General features: G+C 66.6%; 17 protein-coding genes and 1 pseudogene. 10 read left to right on the forward strand and 8 right to left on the reverse strand.

The window, feature by feature from the left end; genetic code table 11:
- The 4 genes and pseudogenes from A5651_RS05915 to A5651_RS05930 form a co-directional block, all read left to right on the forward strand.
- Positions 1-797, forward strand: a pseudogene (locus A5651_RS05915) (nicotinate phosphoribosyltransferase); the annotation flags it as partial.
- 35 nt (positions 798-832) lie between these two features.
- Positions 833-2803: an ATP-dependent DNA helicase gene (locus tag A5651_RS05920; RefSeq protein ID WP_066976733.1), complete on the forward strand. Its 1971-nt coding sequence runs from the start codon at positions 833-835 to the stop codon at positions 2801-2803.
- A gap of 5 nt (positions 2804-2808) precedes the next feature.
- Positions 2809-4257 (forward strand): neutral zinc metallopeptidase, encoded by a 1449-nt coding sequence (locus tag A5651_RS05925; RefSeq protein ID WP_066976694.1) that lies wholly within the window; start codon positions 2809-2811, stop codon positions 4255-4257.
- 253 nt (positions 4258-4510) lie between these two features.
- Positions 4511-5563 carry a sodium:calcium antiporter gene (locus A5651_RS05930; protein WP_066976736.1) on the forward strand — a complete coding sequence of 351 codons (1053 nt, stop codon included), beginning with the start codon at positions 4511-4513 and terminating at the stop codon, positions 5561-5563.
- A gap of 18 nt (positions 5564-5581) precedes the next feature.
- Here A5651_RS05930 and A5651_RS05935 read toward each other — a convergent pair whose 3' ends face one another.
- Positions 5582-6301, reverse strand: coding sequence for an MspA family porin (locus tag A5651_RS05935; protein ID WP_066976697.1), 720 nt, complete (start codon positions 6299-6301; stop codon positions 5582-5584).
- A gap of 60 nt (positions 6302-6361) precedes the next feature.
- Positions 6362-8983 (reverse strand): alpha-glucan family phosphorylase, encoded by a 2622-nt coding sequence (glgP, locus tag A5651_RS05940; RefSeq protein WP_066976700.1) that lies wholly within the window; start codon positions 8981-8983, stop codon positions 6362-6364.
- Between the two features lie 173 nt (positions 8984-9156).
- Here glgP and A5651_RS05945 point away from each other — a divergent pair, with 173 nt between their 5' ends.
- Complete coding sequence (locus tag A5651_RS05945; RefSeq protein WP_066976704.1) at positions 9157-11241, forward strand: alpha-1,4-glucan--maltose-1-phosphate maltosyltransferase; 2085 nt, start codon at positions 9157-9159, stop codon at positions 11239-11241.
- A gap of 15 nt (positions 11242-11256) precedes the next feature.
- The gene (gene glgB / locus A5651_RS05950) at positions 11257-13458 is read left to right on the forward strand and encodes a 1,4-alpha-glucan branching protein GlgB (protein WP_066976706.1); all 2202 of its coding nucleotides are present in this window, start codon (positions 11257-11259) and stop codon (positions 13456-13458) included.
- Positions 13459-13486: 28 nt separating this feature from the next.
- Here the strand turns inward: glgB and A5651_RS05955 are convergent, their stop codons facing one another.
- From A5651_RS05955 to A5651_RS05965, 3 genes are read right to left on the reverse strand one after another with little or no spacing between them, the layout of a single operon-like run.
- Positions 13487-14401, reverse strand: coding sequence for a tetratricopeptide repeat protein (locus A5651_RS05955; protein WP_066976708.1), 915 nt, complete (start codon positions 14399-14401; stop codon positions 13487-13489).
- Positions 14402-14414: 13 nt separating this feature from the next.
- A complete protein-coding gene (locus A5651_RS05960) occupies positions 14415-14789 on the reverse strand; it encodes a DUF3817 domain-containing protein (protein ID WP_066976711.1) in 375 nt (124 codons plus the stop codon).
- A 53-nt stretch (positions 14790-14842) separates the two neighbouring features.
- Positions 14843-16024: an acetyl-CoA C-acetyltransferase gene (locus A5651_RS05965; protein ID WP_066976714.1), complete on the reverse strand. Its 1182-nt coding sequence runs from the start codon at positions 16022-16024 to the stop codon at positions 14843-14845.
- A gap of 83 nt (positions 16025-16107) precedes the next feature.
- Here A5651_RS05965 and mce point away from each other — a divergent pair, with 83 nt between their 5' ends.
- On the forward strand, positions 16108-16578 hold the full coding sequence (mce, locus tag A5651_RS05970; RefSeq protein WP_066976717.1) for a methylmalonyl-CoA epimerase: 471 nt from the start codon (positions 16108-16110) through the stop codon (positions 16576-16578).
- A 3-nt stretch (positions 16579-16581) separates the two neighbouring features.
- Here mce and A5651_RS25905 read toward each other — a convergent pair whose 3' ends face one another.
- Positions 16582-16869 carry a hypothetical protein gene (locus A5651_RS25905; protein WP_082943611.1) on the reverse strand — a complete coding sequence of 96 codons (288 nt, stop codon included), beginning with the start codon at positions 16867-16869 and terminating at the stop codon, positions 16582-16584.
- Positions 16869-17540, reverse strand: a complete 672-nt coding sequence (nucS, locus tag A5651_RS05975; RefSeq protein WP_066976721.1) for an endonuclease NucS — start codon at positions 17538-17540, stop codon at positions 16869-16871. Before nucS ends, A5651_RS25905 begins: the two co-directional genes overlap by 1 nt.
- Positions 17541-17588: 48 nt before the next feature.
- Between nucS and A5651_RS05980 the strand changes: the two genes are divergently transcribed.
- The gene (locus A5651_RS05980; protein ID WP_066976724.1) at positions 17589-19193 is read left to right on the forward strand and encodes an adenylate/guanylate cyclase domain-containing protein; all 1605 of its coding nucleotides are present in this window, start codon (positions 17589-17591) and stop codon (positions 19191-19193) included.
- Positions 19194-19204: 11 nt separating this feature from the next.
- Here A5651_RS05980 and tpx read toward each other — a convergent pair whose 3' ends face one another.
- Complete coding sequence (gene tpx, locus A5651_RS05985; protein ID WP_066976727.1) at positions 19205-19702, reverse strand: thiol peroxidase; 498 nt, start codon at positions 19700-19702, stop codon at positions 19205-19207.
- Between the two features lie 105 nt (positions 19703-19807).
- On the opposite strand from tpx, the gene A5651_RS05990 reads away from it, so the two are divergent.
- Both A5651_RS05990 and A5651_RS05995 read left to right on the forward strand, forming a co-directional pair.
- Positions 19808-21295, forward strand: coding sequence for a DNA-3-methyladenine glycosylase 2 family protein (locus A5651_RS05990; protein WP_197496556.1), 1488 nt, complete (start codon positions 19808-19810; stop codon positions 21293-21295).
- Positions 21295-21798, forward strand: coding sequence for a methylated-DNA--[protein]-cysteine S-methyltransferase (locus A5651_RS05995; RefSeq protein WP_066976739.1), 504 nt, complete (start codon positions 21295-21297; stop codon positions 21796-21798). Before A5651_RS05990 ends, A5651_RS05995 begins: the two co-directional genes overlap by 1 nt.
- The last annotated feature ends 123 nt before the right edge of the window (positions 21799-21921 follow it).

Genomic DNA, 21921 nt, shown 5'->3' on the forward strand with positions numbered 1-21921 from the left:
TCGCCGGCTTCGCCGGCTCGTCGAACCTCGAGGCGCAGCGGCGATACGGCGTGCCGGCGATAGGCACCAGCGCGCACGCCTACACGCTGCTGCACACCACGCCGGAGGGATCTGACGAGAAGGCGGCGTTCCGGGCCCAGGTCGACGCTCTCGGCGTGGGCACCACGCTGCTCGTCGACACCTACGACATCACCCAGGGCGTCGCCAACGCCGTTGAGGTGGCGGGACCTGAGCTCGGTGCGGTGCGCATCGACTCGGGTGACCTCGGCGTGCTGGCCCGGCAGGTGCGCGCTCAGCTCGACGAGCTCGGCGCGACGAAAACCCGCATCGTCGTTTCCGGCGATCTGGACGAGTTCGCGATCGCCGGGCTCCGCGCCGAGCCTGTCGACTACTACGGCGTCGGCACGTCGGTGGTGACGGGTTCGGGCGCCCCGACTGCGAGCATGGTCTACAAGCTGGTCGAGGTCGATGGCATGCCGGTGGAGAAACGTAGCCCGCACAAACAGTCACACGGCGGGCGCAAGCGGGCGACGCGGCTGGCCAAGCCGTCGGGCACCGTCGTCGAAGAGATCACCTACCCCGCCGGGCAAGCGCCCCCCGATTTCGACCTCATCGCCCGCGACTTGACGGTCCCACTCGTCGAGAACGGCGAGCCCGTCGCCGATTTCAGCCTGGCCGCCGCCCGCGAGCACGTGGCGAAAGGCCTGCTCAGTTTGCCGTGGGACGGGCTGAGCCTGTCCCGCGGCGAACCCGCCATTCCGACCCGGATGGTTGCGGCCTCCGGCCGAGGTGCCTAGGAGGAGCCACGCCCGACGCAGTTTCGGTCACCGAACTGCTCGCCACCGCCGTCGCCGGACTGGGCGGAAGCGAGCGCAGCGGCCAAGTCCAGATGGCCGAGGCGGTGGCTTACGCCTTCGATGCGGGCGAACATCTGGCCGTGCAGGCGGGAACGGGCACCGGCAAGTCACTGGCGTATCTAGTGCCCGCGATCGCGCGCGCCGTGGCCACCGAGGAACCCGTGGTGGTGTCGACGGCGACGATCGCGCTGCAACGTCAGCTCGTCGACCGCGATCTGCCTGCGCTCGCCGAGTCGCTGGCCGGCGCCCTGCCGCGAGCGCCGACGTTCGCACTGCTCAAGGGACGCGGAAATTACCTGTGCCTGAACAAGATTCACAACGGAAGCCAAAGCGCATCCGAACCCGATGACCGCCCGGACGAGCTCTTCGATGCCGCAGCGACGACGGCGCTCGGGCGCGACGTGCAGCGGCTGACCGCATGGGCCTCGAGTACTGAGACCGGCGACCGCGACGAGCTCACCCCGGGCGTGCCCGACCGGTCCTGGGCGCAGGTCAGCGTTTCGGCCAGGGAATGCATCGGCGCCGCGCGGTGCCCGTTCGGCACCGACTGTTTCGCGGAGAAGGCAAGAAGCCAAGCTGGCGAGGCCGATATCGTCGTCACCAACCACGCGCTATTAGCCATCGACGCCATCTCCGACGCCGCAGTGCTGCCCGAACACCAACTGCTCGTCGTCGACGAGGCCCACGAACTGGCCGACCGCGTCACCGGGGTGGCGACCGCCGAACTCTCCAATGCGGTACTCAATGCCGGCCTGCGTCGCGCTGCCCGGCTCGTCGAACCCGAACTGGCGCAACGGCTCGAGGCGGCGACCGCGACATTCGTCTCCGCGATCCACGACGCGACGCCGGGCCGCATCGACCGCCTCGACGACGACATGTCGACGTATCTGACAGCTTTGCGCGACGCGGCGAGCAGGGTGCGGTCAGCGATCGACATGTCACCGTCGGATCCCAAAGCGGCCTCGGCGCGCGCCGAGGCGGTGACGGCCTTGTCCGACATCAGCGACACCGCGACGCGCGTCGTGGCCTCCTTCGTGCCGGCCATCCCGGACCGCGACGATGTCGTGTGGATCGACCATGAGGACAGGGGCGGGAATGTCCGAGCGGTGATGCGCGTGGCGCCGCTGTCGGTGGCAGGTCTGTTGCGCGCCAGGCTGTTCGAGCAGTCCACCACCGTGCTGACGTCGGCGACGCTGACCGTCGGAGGGTCGTTCGACGCGATGGCCGCGGCGTGGGGGTTGACAGCCGGCGACGAAAAGGCGACGTGGCGCGGCCTCGACGTCGGCTCTCCATTCGAGCACGCGAAATCCGGAATCCTTTATGTCGCTGCGCATCTGCCGCCACCCGGGCGTGACGGCACCGGATCGGCCGAACAGCTCGACGAGATCGAGACACTGATCCGAGCCGCGGGCGGACGCACGCTGGGGCTGTTCTCGTCGATGCGCGCCGCGCGCGCCGCCGCCGAGATCATGCGCGAGCGGCTGTCCACGCCGGTGCTGTGTCAAGGCGAGGACACGACGTCGGCGCTCGTGAAGCAGTTCGCCGACGATCCGTCGACGTCACTGTTCGGCACCTTGTCGCTGTGGCAGGGCGTCGATGTGCCGGGCCCGTCGCTGTCGCTGGTGTTGATCGACCGAATCCCGTTCCCGCGCCCCGACGACCCGCTTCTGTCGGCGCGCCAACGGGCCGTCGCGGCGCACGGCGGGAACGGGTTCATGGCGGTCGCGGGCAGCCACGCCGCGCTGCTGCTCGCCCAGGGCGCGGGCCGGCTGTTGCGGCGTTCCGAGGACCGCGGCGTAGTGGCGGTGCTCGACTCGCGAATGGCCACCGCGCGTTACGGCGGCTATCTACGGGCGTCATTGCCGCCGTTCTGGGCGACGACGGACCCGACTCGCGTCCGGCAAGCGCTGGAACGCCTCCACAGCGCCAACGCCGCATTATCGTGACGCCAATGAGCCGACGCCCCACCATCGCCGCCGCGCTCGCCGTCGCAGGCGTACTGCTTGTCGCATCCTGCTCCACCACGGTCAAAGGCACACCGGTGTCGGTCTTCGACGATCCATTCAAGGTGGCGGGCATGCCGGCTGTCGACGGTCCCACGGGCCTGCGCCCCGGCGCCAGGGAGCCGTCGCGTGACGTCGAGAACAGCGACGGCGGCGAGATCGACGAGCTCGCCGCTGCCTCGGTCAGCGATATCGAAGACTTCTGGGCCACCGCCTATCCCGAGACGTTCGACGACGACTTCACCCCGGTTAAGGAGCTGATCTCCTGGGACGCCACCGGATTCGAGCGCCAGGAGTTCTGCGGGGAAGACACCTACGGCCTGGTCAACGCCGGGTTCTGCTTCCTCGACAACACCATCGGCTGGGACCGCGGCGTGCTGCTGCCCTCGCTGCGCGATGACTTCGGCGACATCGCCGTCACCAACGTGCTGGCCCACGAGTACGGGCATGCGATCCAACACCAGGCCATGCTGGACAAGAAGAACACTCCGACGCTGGTCGCCGAACAACAGGCTGACTGCTTCGCCGGTGCATACATGCGTTGGGTCGCCGAAGGCAATTCCGATCGCTTCACGCTCAGCACCGCTGATGGTCTCAACAGCCTTCTGGCGTCGGTGATTTCGATTCGTGACCCATTGCTCAGCGAGGACGAGTATGCCCCTGGCGCAAACGAACACGGGTCCGCGTTCGAGCGGATCACTGCGTTTCAGTTCGGGTTCACCGACGGAGCGTCGTCATGCGCGGCGATCGATGCGAAGGAGATCGCGCAGCGGCGCGGCGATCTGCCGGTCGAGTTACAGCAGAACCAAACCGGCGAATGGCCCGTCAGTGAGGAATCGGTGAAGGCCATCGTGGATGCGCTCGGCACGCTCTTCTCGCCGGCGGACCCGCCGAGGCTGAGCTTCCAGACGTATTCGGGCAACGACTGCCGCGATGCCCGTCCCAGCCCACCGGTTTCCTACTGCCCGGCCACCAACACGATCACCGTCGATTTGGCCGGTCTCGAGGCGATGGGCGCACCGTCGGGTCAGGAGGGTGCGGGCGCCGAGGTCACCGGTGACAACACGGCGTATTCGGTCCTCGTCTCCCGATACATGCTCGCGTTGCAGCACGAGCGGGGCGGCATGGCGCTCGACAACGCCGAGGCTGCGTTGCGCACCGCATGCCTGACCGGGGTGGCGACCACCAAGATGACCGACGCGGTCACCACGGCGGACGGCAACACGGTCGCGCTGACCGCGGGCGATCTCGACGAAGCCGTTTCGGGCCTGCTCACCAACGGGCTGGTGGCCGGCGACGTCAACGGCGAGACGGTGCCGTCGGGCTTCTCGCGGATGGACGCGTTCCGCACCGGCGTGCTGGGCGACGAGGACCGCTGCTTCAAGCGCTTCCCGTGAATCGCTACAGCCCCATCGCGTCGCTTACTGGCTGACCACACAAAGGCCGTCGCTGCCGTCTGGCTTGTCGGCCTTGACCACCCTGTCGACGGTGATGCGGCTTTCGTCGTAGACCGCGATCAGGGCTGAAATGTAATCGGCGCACCCGTGTCGACAAATCGGGTGTTTCTCTATGTTTTTGAATCCCGTCGGGCCGAAACCGTTAGCCTTCTCGAGCGCGGACAGCGCATTCGGGGCCGGTGGGGAGATACGGGTGAATTCGTTGTCGTCGCTGGTGCTGGTGGCGATCTTCGTCGCATCGGCAGCGGTGATCTGGGTCGCGGGGATCAAGCTGTCTGACACAACGGACGTGTTGTCGCAGCGGTGGCACCTCGGGTCGGCGCTGGGCGGGGTCATCATGCTGGCCATTGCCACCAACCTGCCCGAGATCGCAATCACCGCCAGCGCCGCGTTGGCCGACCAACTCGACGTCGCTGTCGGAAACATCCTCGGCGGCATCGCGATACAGACCGTCGTGCTGGTCGCCCTCGACGCAACGGGGGTGCGGCCGCGCAAGCCGCTGACCTACCTGGCCGCGTCGTTGACCCTCGTCCTGGAGGGAGCTCTGGTGGTGGCGCTACTGGTCGTCGTGGTGATGTCCACTCAGCTCCCGCCGACCCTGACGGCCTGGCGCCTCAGCCCGGGTCCCGTGCTCATCGCGGTCCTGTGGACCGCCGGGCTCTTCCTGGTGCGCCGCGCCGAGCGCGGTTTGCCGTGGCACGAAGGCGGTCACGCTCCCGACAGCCAGGACAAACCGCAGGGGCATTCGAAGACCACCGCGGAGAAGGCGAGGGTCAGCACCGGGCGCGCCACCCTGGTCTTCGGTGTCTCAGCGGTGGCGACTCTGGCAGCGGGCGTGTTCATCGAACGCAGCGGCGAGGAAGTCTTCGGTCGGTGGGGCATGTCTGGAGTGATCTTCGGTGCTACGGTGCTCGCCGCCGCCACGTCGCTGCCCGAACTGTCGACCGGGTTGGCCTCGACGCGCTTGGGCGACTACAAGCTCGCCGTCAGCGACATCTTCGGCGGCAACGCTTTTCTGCCGGTGCTGTTTCTACTGGCCGGCGTGTTGTCCGGTTCGGCGGTGCTGCCGCTGGCCCATCACAGCGACATCTACCTCACTGCGCTGGCCGGGTTGCTGACCGTCGTCTACATGATCGGCCTGGTGTTCCGTCCTCAGCGGCAGTGGCTGCGAATGGGCCTGGACTCGATTGCCGTGCTCGTGCTCTACGTGGTCGGAATCGCGGGGCTGGCGTTCATCAAGGGATAGCTGTACCGGCTTACGACGCTAGACCTTCTTGGTCACCCCGTAGTAGCCGATGATCGCGTCGGAGACCTTGGTCGAGCGGGTGAGAAACGCATAGGAGCGAATGAACGATTCGCCGACGCAGCCGTCGATCTTGACTCGGAATCCGGTGATCTGCACCCACGGCTCGGCGCCTTCGAACTCCTTTTTCGTCACCGGGATGATGTTGATGATGCCGGGTTTCAGCGCCACCGCGAGCGTGCCGCTGATCGGCGACAACAGTGTCGGCACGCCGGTGAGCACACCTGTGCCGAGCCCGCCGAGGCCCAGACCGGGAGTCAGACCGAGGCTGCCGCTCATCACCACGCCGTTGGACGTGCTCATGTCGATGCCGCAGCCGATCTGGTAGCCGACCTCGAACGTCCCCTTCGGATCCTCGTCCCCCGGCCCCTTCATAGAGGCGTTGAACACGCCGCCGACCTCGTACTCGCGCGTGGAGATCGCGGTCGTCAGCGGTTGGATCAGCCGCTGCGTCTCGTCCTTGGCCGACACCGTCAACGTCCAGCCATCCGGCGACTTCGTCGTGGCAGGCGGCGAGGACTCCACGAGGTCCACCGGCCCGGGCTCGCCCGGCGGGACCCCCTCGGGCGGCACCGCCGCGGTGTCGGCGACGGGATCTACCTCCGGTTCGGCCGAAGCCGCCGGCGCCAACAAGGCGGATGCCATGGCGACAGTGGCCAACAACGTCACGCAACGCAGCATCCACGGAACTTATAACGCCGCGGCGGCACGCCGATGGCAAGTGCGTCGAATTGGACTTGGTCAGGCGAGCGCCACCAGTCCGAGCTCGGCGTCGGAGGCCAACAGCGGATGGTGCGGCAGCACCCGAACCGTGTAGCCGACGGGTCCTGCCACCGGCAACGGGGTGGTCGCCGAGAAGATGTCGGTGCCACCCTCGGCGGTTCCGGTGTGTTCCATCGGCACCGTCACGGGATCGATGAGCGCATCAGCGGCGTCCACCCGCCCGAGCACCGCCTCCACCGTCACCTCGTCGGGCTTCAACCCCGCCAGCTGGACGGTGGCCGACAGCGTGAGCTCGGAGCCGAGCACGGGCGTGTCGGGCAGCCCGGTGCTGTCCACGTCGGTGATCTCGATCTTCGGCCACGCCTCCTGTGCGCGCTGACGGTAGGCGGCCAGATCCCATGCAGCACCGAAGGGCACGCCGCCTTCCTCGGTAGGTTCGACGGTTCGGCGCAGGGACTGCGCAGCCGGCGCGTAATACTTCTCGGTGTAGTCGCGCACCATCCGCGACGCCAGCACTTTGGGACCAAGCACTTCCAAGGTGTGACGCACCATTTCGACCCAGCGCACCGGTACGCCACGCTCGTCGCGGTCGTAGAACTTCGGCGCCACCGCCTGCTCGAGGAGGGTGTAGAGCGCCGCGGCCTCCAGGTCGTCACGTCGACCCTCGTCGGTCAAACCGTCGGCCGTCGGTATCTCCCAACCATTTTCCCCGTCATACCATTCGTCCCACCAGCCGTCGCGAATGGAGAGGTTCAGCCCGCCGTTGAGCGCGCTCTTCATTCCCGATGTGCCACAGGCTTCCAGCGGACGCAGCGGGTTGTTCAGCCAGACGTCGCAGCCGTAGTACAACTGGCGCGCCATCGACATGTCGTAGTCGGGCAGAAACGCGATGCGATGCCGAACCTCGGACCGGTCGGCGAAGCGCACGACCTGCTGGATCAGGGCCTTGCCGCCCTCGTCGGCGGGATGCGACTTGCCCGCCACGATCAACTGGATCGGCCGCGCTTTGTCGAGCAGCAGCTTCTCCAGGCGGTCCGGGTCGCGCAGCATCAACGTCAACCGCTTGTACGTCGGCACCCGCCGGGCGAACCCGATTGTCAGCACATTTGAATCGAAAGCCGTTGCGATCCAACCGAGCTCGGCATCAGAGGCACCGCGCTCGTGCCATGACCGACGCAACCGTTCCCGGACGTCGTTGACCAGCGCCTCGCGCAGCTGCGACCGGATCCACCACAGGTGCGACGGGTCGACGTGTTGCAACCGCTCCCACAGCTCGGGCTCCCACACGGCGGGAGCGGTGGGCACGTCGCCGCCGGACAACTCCCGGCCGAGCTGAAGCCATTGCGGCGCCGCCCATGTCGGCGCGTGGACGCCGTTGGTGATCGAACCGATCGGCACCTCTGCCGGGTCGAATCCCGGCCAAAGCTCGTTGAACATGTGCCGGCTGACCCGACCGTGCAGCAGCGACACCCCGTTGGCGCGCTGCGCCAGCCGCAGGCCCATGTGGGCCATATTGAACTTCGACGGATCGTCCTCGGCTCCGAACGCGATGATCCGATCAAGCGGAACACCGGGCAGCAGGCGTGACGTCGCGCCCGGCAGGCTGCCCTCGCCGCTGCCGAAGTAGCGCCTCACCATCTCCACCGGGAACCGGTCGATACCGGCGGCCACGGGGGTGTGGGTGGTGAAGACGGTGGACGAGCGCACCACTGTCAGCGCGGTGTCGAAATCGAGTCCGGATTCGATGAGTTCCCGGATCCGCTCGACGCCCAGGAAGCCGGCATGGCCCTCGTTCATGTGAAAGACCTCGGGCGTCGGCAGCCCCTCGATCTCGGTGAACGCCCTGATCGCGCGCACCCCACCGATGCCGGCCAGGATCTCCTGTTTGATGCGGTGCTCCTGATCGCCGCCGTAGAGCCGGTCGGTCACCCCACGCAGGTCGTGTTCGTTTTCTGGGATATCGGAATCCAACAGCAGCAACGGAATTCGGCCGACTTGTGCAACCCACACCCTGGCCCGTAACTGCGCGGCGTCGGGCATGGCCAGCTCCACCAGCACCGGGGCCCCGGAGTGGTCGCTCAGCAACCGCAACGGCAGGCCCTGCGGATCCAGCGACGGATAGTTCTCCTTTTGCCAGCCGTCGGCGGTCAGTGACTGGCGGAAGTATCCCGACCGGTAGTACAGACCGACCGCGATCAGCGGAAGGCCCAAGTCCGATGCTGATTTGAGGTGGTCGCCGGCGAGGATGCCCAGACCGCCCGAGTAGTTCGGCAGAACTTCGGCGACGCCGAACTCCATCGAGAAGTACGCGATGCCGTGCGGCTGCTGAGCCCCGTCGGCGGCGCGCTCCTGGTACCACAGCGGACGGGACAGATAGTCGTCGAGCTGGCCGACGATCTCGTCCAGGCGGCCGCCGAACGAGTCGTCAGCGGCGAGTTCGTCCAGCCGTTTCGGGCTGACCTGACCGAGCAGCGCGACCGGATCGCAACCGACCTGCTTCCACAGCGCCGGGTCGATGGCCTCGAAGAGGTCTTGGGTCGGTTTGTCCCATGACCAGCGCAGGTTGATCGAGAGCCGCTCGAGCGCCAGCAGACGATCGGGAAGATGCGCACGGACGGTGAACCGTCGCAGGGCTTTCATAGGGCTATCACGCGAACCAACCTTACTGATGATCATCGAGCGCGCAGGCTCGTCCGCCGCAAGGTTCACCAGCACGTGGTTGGGCCGGACACTACGGTGGGTATAGGGCGCCGGAGAGACGAATCCAGACGACAGCGGCCCTCATGAGGGCCGCGCCATGAAGGAGTGGGTAGGTGGCCGGTCGTATCGGAATCGATGACGTCGCGCCTGTGGTGTCTGCGGGACGCTATCCCGCCAAGGCAGTCGTCGGTGAGGTCGTGCCGGTGCGGGCCACGGTGTGGCGCGAGGGACACGACGCAGTGTCGGCCACCCTGGTGGTGCGCTACCACGGAACGGATTACCCGCAGCTGGCAGGAGGACCCACGCCGGATGCGGCGCCGAAGCCGGTCCCGATCGAGGAGGTGGTCACACCGGCGAACAAGGTCAAGCCGCAAGCCATCCCGATGAGCCTCGGTCGCACCCCTGACGTCTTCCACGGTCAGTTCTGCCCGGACCGCGTCGGCCTCTGGACGTTTCGAGTCGACGGCTGGGGTGACCCCCTTGCGACGTGGCGGCACAACGTCACCGCCAAACTCGACGCGGGACAGAGCGAAACCGAGCTGGCCAACGATCTGATCGTGGGCGCGCGGCTGCTGGAACGCGCCGCCACCGGGCTCCCCCGCGCGATGCGCTTCCCGCTGATCGAGGCGGCCGAAGCTCTGCGCAAGCCCGGTGACCCGTTCACGCGCGCCGGCGCCGCGCTTTCCGAGGACGTGACCCAGCTATTGACGCAATATCCGCTGCGCGACCAGATCACCCGCGGCGACACCTACGGCGTCTGGGTGGATCGACCGGAAGCTCGGTTCAGCGCCTGGTATGAGATGTTCCCCCGGTCCACCGGCGGATGGGACAAAAAGGGAAACCCGGTTCACGGAACCTTCGCCACCGCGACGAAGGCGCTGCCACGCATCGCCCGGATGGGGTTCGACGTGGTGTATCTGCCGCCGATCCATCCGATCGGCAAGGTACACCGCAAGGGTCGCAACAACGCTGTCACCGCTGGCCCCAAGGACGTCGGATCTCCATGGGCGATCGGCAGCGACGAGGGTGGCCACGACGCGGTCCACCCCGAGCTCGGCACGATCGACGACTTCGACGACTTCGTCGCGGCGACCCGCGATCAGGGCATGGAGGTGGCACTGGACCTGGCGCTACAGGCCGCCCCCGATCATCCGTGGGCCAAGGAACATCGGGAATGGTTCACGGTGCTGCCCGACGGCACCATCGCGTATGCGGAGAACCCGCCGAAGAAGTACCAGGACATCTATCCGATCAACTTCGACAATGATCCGGCCGGCATCTACAACGAAGTGCTGCGAGTGGTGCGGCATTGGATCAGCCACGGCGTCAAGATCTTTCGGGTGGACAATCCGCACACCAAGCCGCCAAACTTCTGGGCGTGGCTGATCGGGCAGGTCAAATCGACCGACCCCGATGTGCTGTTCCTGTCGGAGGCCTTCACCCGGCCCGCGCGCCTCTACGGGCTCGCCAAGCTCGGGTTCACGCAGTCCTACAGCTATTTCACGTGGCGCACCGCGAAGTGGGAGCTGACCGAGTTCGGCGAGGAGATCGTCGAGCACGCCGACTACGCCCGACCGAACCTGTTCGTCAACACGCCCGACATCCTCCACGAGTCCCTGCAGCAGGGCGGCCCAGGCATGTTCGCCATCCGCGCCGTGCTGGCCTCGACGTTCAGCCCAGCATGGGGTGTCTACTCCGGCTACGAGTTGTTCGAGCACCGCCCGGTGCGCGAGGGCAGCGAGGAGTACCTCGACTCCGAGAAGTACGAGCTGCGACCGCGCGACTTCGAAGCCGCGCTGGCGCGCGGCGAGTCACTGGAGCCGTTCCTGGGGCGGCTCAACGAGATTCGCCGGCTGCATCCCGCGCTCCGCGAGTTGCGCACGCTGAAGTTTCACCACGTCGACAACGATGCGCTGCTGGCCTACAGCAAGTTCGATCCCGTCACCGGAGACGCGGTGCTCGTGGTGGTCACGTTGAACCCCTTCGGCATCGAGGAGGGCACGCTGTGGCTGGACATGGGTGCGCTGGCGATGCAGCCGTACGACCGGTTCTGGGTGCGCGACGAGATCACCGGCGAGGAATACCAATGGGGACAGTCGAATTACGTCCGTCTTGATCCGGCCAGGGCGGTCGCGCACGTGCTCAACATGCCGCGGATACCTGCCGACCAACGACCGAACCTGCTGCGCAGGGAATGAGGGGGCGCTGAAAAGATGACCCGTACCAACCAGATCACCAGCCCGCACCTGCGGCCGGATCCCACCGATCTGGGTCGGCTGCTCGCGGGCGAGCACCACAATCCGCATTCGATTCTGGGCGCACACGAGTACGGCGACCACACGGTGCTGCGGGCATACCGCCCGCACGCTGTCGAGGTCGCGGCGCTGGTCGGGAATGAGCGATATGTGTTCTCCCACATCGATTCCGGCCTGTTCGCGGTGGCGCTGCCCTTCACGAACTTGATCGATTACCGGCTAGAGATCAGCTACGAGGGTGGCGGTTCGCACACCGTGGCCGACGCCTACCGGTTCCTGCCCACGCTGGGTGAGCTGGATCTGCACCTGTTCTCTGAGGGCCGCCACGAACGGCTCTGGGACATCATCGGCGCGCACCCGCGCAGTTTCAAGACCGCCGACGGAGTGGTCGACGGTGTCTCCTTTGCGGTCTGGGCGCCGAACGCCAAGGGCGTCAGCCTGATCGGCGACTTCAACCACTGGGACGGCGACGAGGCGCCGCTGCGGGTGCTCGGCTCGACAGGGGTGTGGGAGCTGTTCTGGCCCGACTTCCCGGTTGGGGGCAACTACAAGTTCCGGGTGCACGGGGCCGACGGCACGGTCACCGAGCGCGCCGACCCGATGGCGTTCGCCACCGAGGTGCCACCGCAGACGGCGTCTCGAGTGACCAAGAGCGACTACACCTGGGGTGATGCCGACTGGATGACCCGCCGCGCGCAGCGCAACCCGGTGTTCGAGCCGATGAGCACCTACGAGGTGCACCTGATGTCGTGGCGCCCCGGCCTGAACTATCTCGAGCTGGCCGAGCAGTTGACTGAATATGTTCTCTCGCAAGGGTTCACCCATGTCGAGCTGATGCCCGTCGCCGAGCATCCATTCGGCGGGTCATGGGGCTATCAGGTCACGTCGTACTACGCGCCGACGTCGCGGCTGGGCACGCCGGACCAGTTCCGTCATCTTGTCGACACGCTGCACCAGGCGGGTATCGGCGTAATCATGGACTGGGTGCCCGCACACTTCCCCAAGGACTCCTGGGCTCTCGGCCGCTTCGACGGAACAGCGCTCTACGAGCACTCCGACCCGCGCCGCGGTGAGCAATTGGATTGGGGCACCTATGTTTTCGATTTCGGTCGGCCCGAGGTGCGCAACTTCCTGGTGGCAAACGCGCTGTATTGGTTGCAGGAGTTCCACATCGACGGTCTGCGCGTCGACGCCGTGGCCTCGATGCTCTACCTCGACTACTCGCGACCGCAGGGCGGCTGGACACCCAACATCTACGGCGGCAGGGAGAACCTCGAAGCGGTGCAGTTCCTGCAGGAGATGAACGCCACCGTGCACAAGGTGGCCCCGGGCATCGTCACCATCGCCGAGGAGTCGACGTCATGGCCCGGTGTCACCCGTCCGACAAACCTTGGCGGCCTTGGCTTCTCGATGAAGTGGAACATGGGTTGGATGAACGACACGTTGGAGTTCATCAAGCGCGACCCGATCCACCGCAGCTATCACCATCACGAGATCACCTTCTCGATGCTGTATGCCTACAGCGAGAATTACGTGCTGCCGATCAGCCACGACGAGGTGGTGCACGGCAAGGGCACGCTGTGGGGCAGAATGCCCGGCGACGACCACATGAAGGCGGCGGGGCTGCGTAACCTGCTGGCCTACCAATGGGCCCATCCCGGTAAGCAGTTGTTGTTCATGGGGCAGGAATTCGGCCAGCGTGCGGAATGGTCGGAGGAACGCGGGCTGGACTGGTACCAGCTCGACGAGAACAGCTTCTCGACCGGTGTGCAGCGAATGATGCGCGATCTCAACGAGATCTACCACTCGCGGCGGGCGATGTGGTCGCAGGACACCCGCCCGGAGGGTTATTCGTGGATCGACGCCAACGACTCCGCCAACAACGTGCTGAGCTTCCTGCGGTTCGGCGACGACGGCTCGATGATGGCGTGCGTGTTCAACTTCTCCGGCTCCGAGCACAGCCGTTACCGGCTCGGCCTGCCGCACGCCGGGACATGGCGTGAGGTGCTCAACACCGACGCCGACATCTACAACGGTTCGGGGATCGGCAACTACGGGGCCGTCGAGGCGACCAGCGAGCCGTGGCATGGCAGGCCTGCGTCGGCGGTCATGGTGCTGCCCCCGCTCTCGGCCCTCTGGTTCGAACCCGAGCTGCCCTGATTACGCCCAGAACTCGTCGATCTGGGCGTCAGTACAGCGCGTTGGCGAGCTTGCGCCGCCCGGCGATGACGTCGGGGTCGGCCGGGTCGAACAGCTCGAAGAGTTCGATCAACCGCGTGCGAACCGACGTGCGCTCATCGCCGGACGTACGCCGCACCAGCGCGATCAGCCGGTCGAACGCCGCCGTGACGTTCTGCTGCAAGATCTCGACGTCTGCCGCGGCGAACGCCGCCTCGATGTCGCCTGGCGCGGCATCGGCCCGCGCGACGGCCTCCGGCGGGTGCGCTGAAGCGCGGGACAGGAACGCGATCTGGCGAACGGCGCCCTTGGCCTCTTCGTGGTTGGGCCTGGCGTCGAGGATTTTCTGGTAGGCAGCCAGCGCGGCGTCGAACTCGCCGGCCTCCAGGTAAGTCCGCGCCTGCGCCAGTTCCGGGTCGACCTGCTCCGGCTCATCGCCGCCGGGGGTGCCGCTGAGCTTCCCCGCGGTCGCGTTCAACAACGAGTCGATCCAGCCGCGCAATTGGTCGGCGGGCTGCATGCCCTGAAAGCTCGACAACGGCTGGCCGGCGGCCAGGGCCACGACGGTCGGCACCGCCTGCACACCGAAGATCTGGGCGACGCGAGGCGTCGTGTCAACGTTCACGGTGGTCAGCGACCACGTGCCTCGGTCATTGGAGGCCAGGCTCGCCAGCGCATCGATCAGCTGCACGCTGGCGTCGCTGCGGGGTGACCACAGCACGACGACGACCGGCACCTGGTTGGACCGCGTCAGCACCTCGGCTTCGAAATTTGCCTCGGTGACCTCCACGCCTCCGGGCGCGCCCGGGCTTTGACCCGGTGCGCCGTCGCCCCCTGCGGGGGTTGCGCGTTGCTTGAGGGCGGAAAGGTCAACCGCGCCGGCGATGGAGGGCCCAGGCCCGGCGGCAGGACGAGGACGAGTCACGTCCCCAAGTCTGTCACGTCGTTTCCGGCAGGGACCCGCCTGGTTGCGGCGCCCCTGCGCGACCGCCCGCCGCACCCAGCTGACCGGTTCTATCAGCCCATATGAGGAAGATCACACTGGCCAGCGGCGCCACCGCGGCCAGCATTGCCAGCAACCATGTGCGCGCCCTCCAGCGCATGGCGATCCCGACCAGCAGACCGGCAAGCGCGAAGGCGACGAATACCAATCCGTGGGCCATACCGAACACCTTCACGCCGATCTCGGTGCGGGGAGTGCCGAGGTATTTCAAGTACATCCCGGTCAGCAAGCCGACCCAGCTGACCGCCTCGGCCAGGGCGATCGCGCGGAACCAGCCGACGCGGGTGGGGAGCTCGACGGCGCTCGTCATGGCGCCATTGTGCCTGAGGACGGGCACAATTACTACACAGTGTCGTAGATGTCTCAGCCGGCCCGCAGGATCAGGGCGTCGCCCTGTCCACCTGCGCCGCACAGCGCGGCCACGGCATACCCCGAGCCGCGTCGTGCCAGCTCCAGGGCGGCGTGCAGGGTGATTCGCGCACCCGACGTCCCGATCGGGTGCCCGACAGCGATCGCCCCGCCGTTGACGTTCACTCTGTCGACGCTGAGGCCGAGCTCCTTCGCGGAGGCCAGGGCGACGGCAGCGAACGCCTCGTTGATCTCGACGACGTCGAGCTGGTCGACCGTGATGCCTTCGCGGGCGATCGCCTTCTTGATGGCGTTGGCCGGCTGCGACTGCAGCGTGGAGTCCGGCCCGGCGACCACACCGTGGGCGCCGATCTCTGCCAGCCACGTCAAGCCGAGTTCCTCGGCCTTGGCCTTGTTCATCACGACAACCGCCGCAGCACCATCGGAGATCTGCGACGCCGAACCAGCGGTGATGGTTCCGTCCTTGCGGAAGGCGGGCTTCAGCCCGGCCAGCGATTCGGCGGTGGTGTTGGCGCGGATGCCCTCGTCTTCGGTGAACTCCAGCGGGTCGCCCTTGCGCTGCGGGATCTGCACCGGCACAACCTCATCGGCGAAGACGCCGTCTTTCCATGCGGCAGCGGCCCGTTGGTGTGAGAGTGCCGAATATTCGTCCTGCTCGGCGCGGGTGAACTTGTCCACCTCGTTGCGTTGTTCGGTCAAAGCACCCATGGGCTGGTCGGTGAACACGTCATGCAGGCCGTCATAGGCCAGGTGATCGCGCACCGTGACGTCGCCGTACTTGTAGCCCGAGCGGCTGTTCATCAGCAGATGCGGCGCCTGGCTCATGGACTCCTGACCGCCCGCCACGACGACGTCGAACTCGCCGGCGCGGATCAGCTGATCGGCCAGCGCGATCGCGTCGATACCCGACAGGCACATCTTGTTGATGGTCAGCGAGGGCACATCCCAGCCGATGCCCGCCGCGACCGCCGCCTGCCGCGCGGGCATTTGTCCTGCGCCGGCGGTCAGCACCTGGCCCATGATCACGTAGTCGACGGCAGATGCCGGCACCTTGGCCTTCTCGAGCGCGCCATTGATCGCGATGGCGCCGAGATCGCTGCCGGAGAAGTCCTTCAGCGAGCCCATCAGTTTGCCAATCGGGGTGCGTGCTCCAGCAACAATCACCGACGTCGTCATTTACTTCCTCCAAAGACTGGGTACACCTAGGTGTGGCCCATGACACATTCCGCAAATATCTGTCTCAAGGTTACCGTTACGTTATGACCGCCGAACACGTAGACGCACGTCCCGCGCTCGCCAGCGCCCTCGTGACGGCGATCGATCACGTGGGGATCGCGGTGCCCGATCTCGACGCCGCCATCAAGTGGTACCACGACCACCTGGGCATGATCGTGCTGCACGAGGAAGTCAACGAAGAGCAGGGCGTCCGCGAGGCCATGCTGTCGGTGCGCGGTGCGCCGGTCGGCAGCGCGCAGATCCAGCTGATGTCACCGCTGGACGAGACGTCCACGATCGCCAAATTCATCGACAAGCGAGGGCCGGGGCTTCAGCAGTTGGCGTACCGCACCAGCGACATCGACGCCCTCAGCGACCGCCTACAGGCCGACGGCGTGCGCCTGCTCTACGACGCACCGCGTCGGGGCACCGCCAACTCACGGATCAACTTCATCCATCCCAAGGATGCTGGCGGCGTGTTGATCGAGCTCGTCGAACCCGCTGCCGATCACTGACTCCTAGGACCACTTGCGGGTTGGTCCCCGCGTGGCGCGGTGCTGCCAGCACGGTGTGTGCCAATGCCGCCGGTCATCTACCGCATGCTCACCGCGATCTGCCTGCCACACCACGAGATGGGCTGTGCCGGGTCGGATCTCGTGATCGCAGCCAGGGCAGCGGTAGGTTTTCGCCGCGCGTGAGGCCGGTATCGGCCGCACTTCGTAGTCGTAGCCGTCGGGCCCGGATTCGACGCGGCGAGGCGCGGGCAGCGGTGGCGGCGGGGTGTGCCTGCGACGGCGCCTGGGCATCAAAACAGCCGGAACTCTGAGCTATCCATACCGCGCATTTGATCGTAATCCAATGTCACGCAACGGATTCCGCGGTCAGTCGCCAGTGTGCGCGCCTGCGGCTTGATCTGCTGGGCGGCGAACACGCCGCTGACGGGCGCCAGCACGCTGTCGCGGTTCAACAGCTCGAGATACCGGGTGAGCTGCTCCACACCGTCGATCTCACCGCGCCGTTTGATTTCGACGGCGACGGACCGTCCCGCCTCGTCCCGGCACAACAGGTCGACAGGTCCGATCGGGGTCATGTACTCACGGCGCACCAGCGTGTATCCCGCGCCGAGCAGCTCGACGTGTTCTGCCAACAGCGCCTGCAGGTGCGCCTCGACGCCGTCCTTCACCAGCCCCGGGTCCACGCCGAGCTCGTGACTGGAATCGTGCTCGATGTCCTCGACCGTGATGCGCAGTTGCTCCCCCGCCTTGTTTTCCACCACCCACACCGGCAGCGGACCGCTCGAATCGACGGTCAGCCAGCAGGGCGGGCTCATCCAGTTCAAGGGCTTGTATGCACGGTCGTCGGCATGCACACTGACCGACCCGTCGGCCTTGATCAGCAGAAGACGGCGCGCGGAGGGCAGGTGGGCGGTCAGGCGCCCCACGTAGTCAACGGTGCATGAAGCGATGACGAGACGCACCAGTCCAACCTTAGGGCCACGCCGGTCGGCGATTTAGGCTGACACGGGATGAACTCGCAGAGAAGCGTCGCGCACCGGATGGGCCGGGTCCTGGAGACAGTGACCCGCCAGAGCGGTCGGCTGGCGAACACGCCGGATTACGGGTCGTGGCTGCTGGGCAAGGAGACCGAGCGCCAGGGGCGCCGGCGGGTCCGCATCCAGGTGATCCTGACGGTTTTCATCCTTTTGACCAACCTTCTCGGCATCGTGGTGGCCACCCTGCTCGTGGCGTTCGCCTTCCCGGTGCCGAGCATCTTCAGCGATGCACCGGCGTGGTTGACATTCGGTGTCTCACCGGCCTACATCGCGGTGGCGCTCGGTCTCGGCATCTTCTGGGTCACCCGCCGGACCGTGAACGACCTGCGGTGGGCAATCGAGGAGCGGACGCCCGATCGCACCGATCACCGCAACACGTTCGCCGCCCCGCGCCGCGTCACGCGGATGGTGCTGGTGTTATGGGGCGTGGGCACCGTGCTGCTCACCGTCCTGTACGGGCTGCATGACACTGACTTCATCCCGCGGTTCCTGTTCGCGGTCAGCTTTCCCGGCATGCTGGTGGCCACCGGCTGCTACATGATCACCGAGTTCGCACTTCGTCCGGTCGCCGCCCAGGCGCTGGAAGCAGGTCCGCCGCCGCGCAGGCTGACCGGCGGGATCATGGGCCGGACCATGTGGGTGTGGTTCTTCAGCTCAGGAGTGCCGGTGCTCGGCATCGCCGCGACCGCGATCTTCGCGCTGTCCCTGGAAAACCTCACCGAGACCCAATTCGCCTACGCCGTGCTGGCTATCGCCGCGGCGACACTGCTCTTCGGCGCCGTGCTGATGTGGTTGCTGTCGTGGCTGACCGCGACACCCGTACGGGTGGTGCGTTCAGCGCTCAAGCACGTCGAGCAGGGTGACCTGGACTGCAACCTCGTCGTTTTCGACGGCACCGAACTCGGCGAACTTCAGCGCGGATTCAACTCGATGGTCACGGGGCTCAAGGAACGTGAACGGGTGCGCGACCTGTTCGGTAGGCATGTCGGTCGCGAGGTGGCCGCTGCCGCCGAACAACAGCAGCTCGAGCTCGGCGGCGAAGAGCGTCACGTCGCGGTGATTTTCGTCGACATCATCGGCTCCACCGAGCTCGTGAGCGGCAGGCGGGCACGAGAGGTGGTCGACCTGCTGAACAGGTTTTTCGAGGTGATCGTCGAGGAGGTCGACCGCCACCACGGGTTCGTCAACAAATTCGAGGGCGACGGCGCGCTTGCGGTGTTCGGCGCGCCGAACCGCCTCGACCACCCCGAGGATGAGGCGCTGGCCGCCGCCCGCGCGATCTGCGATCGCATCCGGCGTGAAGTCCCCGAATGCGAGGCGGGTATCGGGGTGGCGGCGGGTCAGGCGGTCGCCGGCAATGTCGGCGCCAAGGAGCGCTTCGAATACACCGTGATCGGTGAACCCGTCAACGAGGCCGCCCGGTTGTGTGACCTCGCGAAATCGAAGCCCACCCGGCTACTGGCGTCGTCGGACACATTGGCCGGCGCAACCGAAACCGAAAGCGCCCATTGGTCGTTGGGCGACACCGTGACGTTGCGCGGCCTCGACGAGCCGACCAGGCTGGCAGTGCCCGTCTGAGGCGGGTTCAGTCAGGCGTTTGAGGCGGCGACTGCTGCGTCGTAGTCAGGCTCCTGGCCGATCTCCGGAACGAGTTCGGTATAGAGCACATCACCGTTCGCGCCGACTACGACGACGGCGCGGGCGAGCAGACCGGCCATCGGGCCGTCGGTGATCGTGACGCCGTAGTCCTCGCCGAAGCCGTCGCGGAACGCCGATGCGATCACGACGTTCTCGATGCTCTCCACGCCGCAGAATCGCTTCTGCGCGAACGGCAAATCCTTCGAGACGCAGACGACAGTGAGTCCGCTCGCGGCGGCCCGCTCGTTGAAGGTCCGCACGCTCGTCGCGCAAACCGGGGTGTCAACCGAGGGAAAGATGTTCAGCAGTAGCGGCTTTCCCCGGAACTGTTCGTCGCTGACGGTGCCGAGGTCGGTGCCCGTCAGGGTGAAGCCGGGAGCCTTTGAACCGACGGCGGGCAGCTCGCCGACCGTATTGATGGGGTTACCACGCAGGGTTATCTGTGCCACGCAGACAGTCTGCCAAAGGCCGTTTCCTCGCCGCCGCTCAGGCTGTGCACGACGATGTCGTTTTTCCGCCAGTGCTGTCGGTGGCAACGTGTAAGTGTCATAGGCGTGCACGAGGATTTCGACCGCTGTTATCGGGCAGTCCAATCGAAGGACGCCCGGTTCGACGGCTGGTTCGTCACCGCCGTGCTGACGACCAGGATCTATTGCAGGCCCAGTTGCCCGGTCCGGCCGCCGTTCGCCCGCAACGTGCGGTTCTACCCCACCGCGGCGGCCGCCCAGCGTGCCGGCTTTCGCGCGTGCAAGCGCTGCCGCCCGGATGCGTCGCCGGGATCACCGGAGTGGAATGTCCGGGGTGACGTGGCGGCACGGGTGATGCGGCTGATCGCTGACGGTGTCGTCGACCGCGAGGGTGTGACGGGTCTCGCCGCCCGCGTCGGCTACACAACCCGACAGCTCGAGCGAATGCTGCAGGCCGAGGTCGGCGCGAATCCGCTGGCGCTGGCCCGCGCGCAGCGGACACAGACCGCCCGGGTCCTCATCGAGACCACGCAGTTGCCGTTCAGCGACGTCGCCTTCGCGGCGGGATTCTCCTCTATCCGCCAGTTCAACGACACGATCCGCACGGTGTGTGATCTGACCCCCAGCGCATTGCGCCGACGGGCGCAGGCCAAATTCGGCCGCAGCGAGGCGTCGACAGCGGGCACATTGTCCCTGCGGCTGCCGGTTCGCACTCCGTTCGCGTACGAGGGCCTGTTCGGTCACCTCGCGGCGTGTGCCGTGCCCGGCGTCGAAGAGGTGCGCGACGGTGTCTACCGCCGGACGCTGCGACTTCCGGCGGGAAGCGGAATTGTCTCTCTCACACCGGAACCCGATCATGTGCGCTGCACCTTGGTGCTGGACGACTTCCGCGACCTCGCGACCGCGATCGCCCGTTGCCGTCGCCTCCTGGATCTGGATGCCGATCCCGAAGCGGTGGTCGATGCGCTCAGCGCCGACCCCCAGCTCACCGCCCTGGTGGCCAAGGCGCCGGGACAACGCATCCCTCGCACCGTCGACGAACCCGAGCTGGCCGTGCGCGTGGTGCTGGGCCAGCAGGTATCGGTCAAGGCGGCCCGCACTCACGCCGCCCGCATCGTTGCCGCGTACGGCCAACCGCTGACGGATCCATCCGGCGGGCTGACGCATGTCTTCCCCGCAATTGAACATCTTGCGGAGATCGATCCGGCGCACCTGGCCGTTCCGAAGTCGCGGCAACGCTCCTTGCAAGCGTTGGTGACAGCACTGGCCGACGGCGATGTCGTGCTGGATGCCGGCTGCGACTGGAACCGCGCGCGGCAACAACTGTTGGCACTGCCCGGAATTGGGCCGTGGACGGCGGAGATCATCGCGATGCGCGGCCTCGGCGATCCCGACGCGTTTCCTGCCGCCGATCTCGGCGTCCTACTGGCCGCAAAACATGTGGGCTTACCGGACGGCTCCCGTCAGCTCATCGAGCACAGCGCCCGGTGGCGACCATGGAGATCCTATGCCGCCCAACACCTCTGGACCGCCCTCGATCATGCGGTAAACCACTGGCCGCCCAAGGAGAGATGATGTCAAACCTTCAGTTCCGCTCCATCGACAGCCCGGTTGGTGTGCTCACGCTCGCCGGCCGCGACGACCGCCTGATGCATCTGCGCATGGTCGACCAGACGTATGAGCCGAGCCGCGACAACTGGCAAGTCGATGACCAAGCGTTCCCCGACGCCGTCGAGCAACTCGAATCCTTTTTCGAGGGCGAACTTTTCGATTTCGATCTCGACCTCGACCTGGTCGGCACCACATTTCAGCGCAGCGTATGGGCGGCTCTGCTCACCATTCCCTACGGCGAAACCCGATCCTATGGGGAGATCGCGGCGCAGATCGGTTCACCCGGAGCGTTCCGCGCAGTGGGATTGGCCAACGGCCACAATCCCATTGGCATCATCGTGCCGTGCCATCGGGTGATCGGCGCTAATGGCAGCCTCACCGGATACGGCGGCGGTCTCGACCGCAAGCGTGCATTGCTGGCGATGGAGAAAAGCCGAAAGCCTTTGATGCCAACACTTTTCGACTAGCCAAAAGGAATCGCCCCCCACGTAATCGTGGGGGGCGATCCTAATTTGTGTTCGGCGGTGTCCTACTTTTCCACCCGGGTTGGGTAGTATCATCGGCGCTGGCAGGCTTAGCTTCCGGGTTCG

The sequence above is a fragment of the Mycobacterium sp. 1274761.0 genome (assembly GCF_001668615.1).
Classification (GTDB): Bacteria; Actinomycetota; Actinomycetes; order Mycobacteriales; family Mycobacteriaceae; genus Mycobacterium.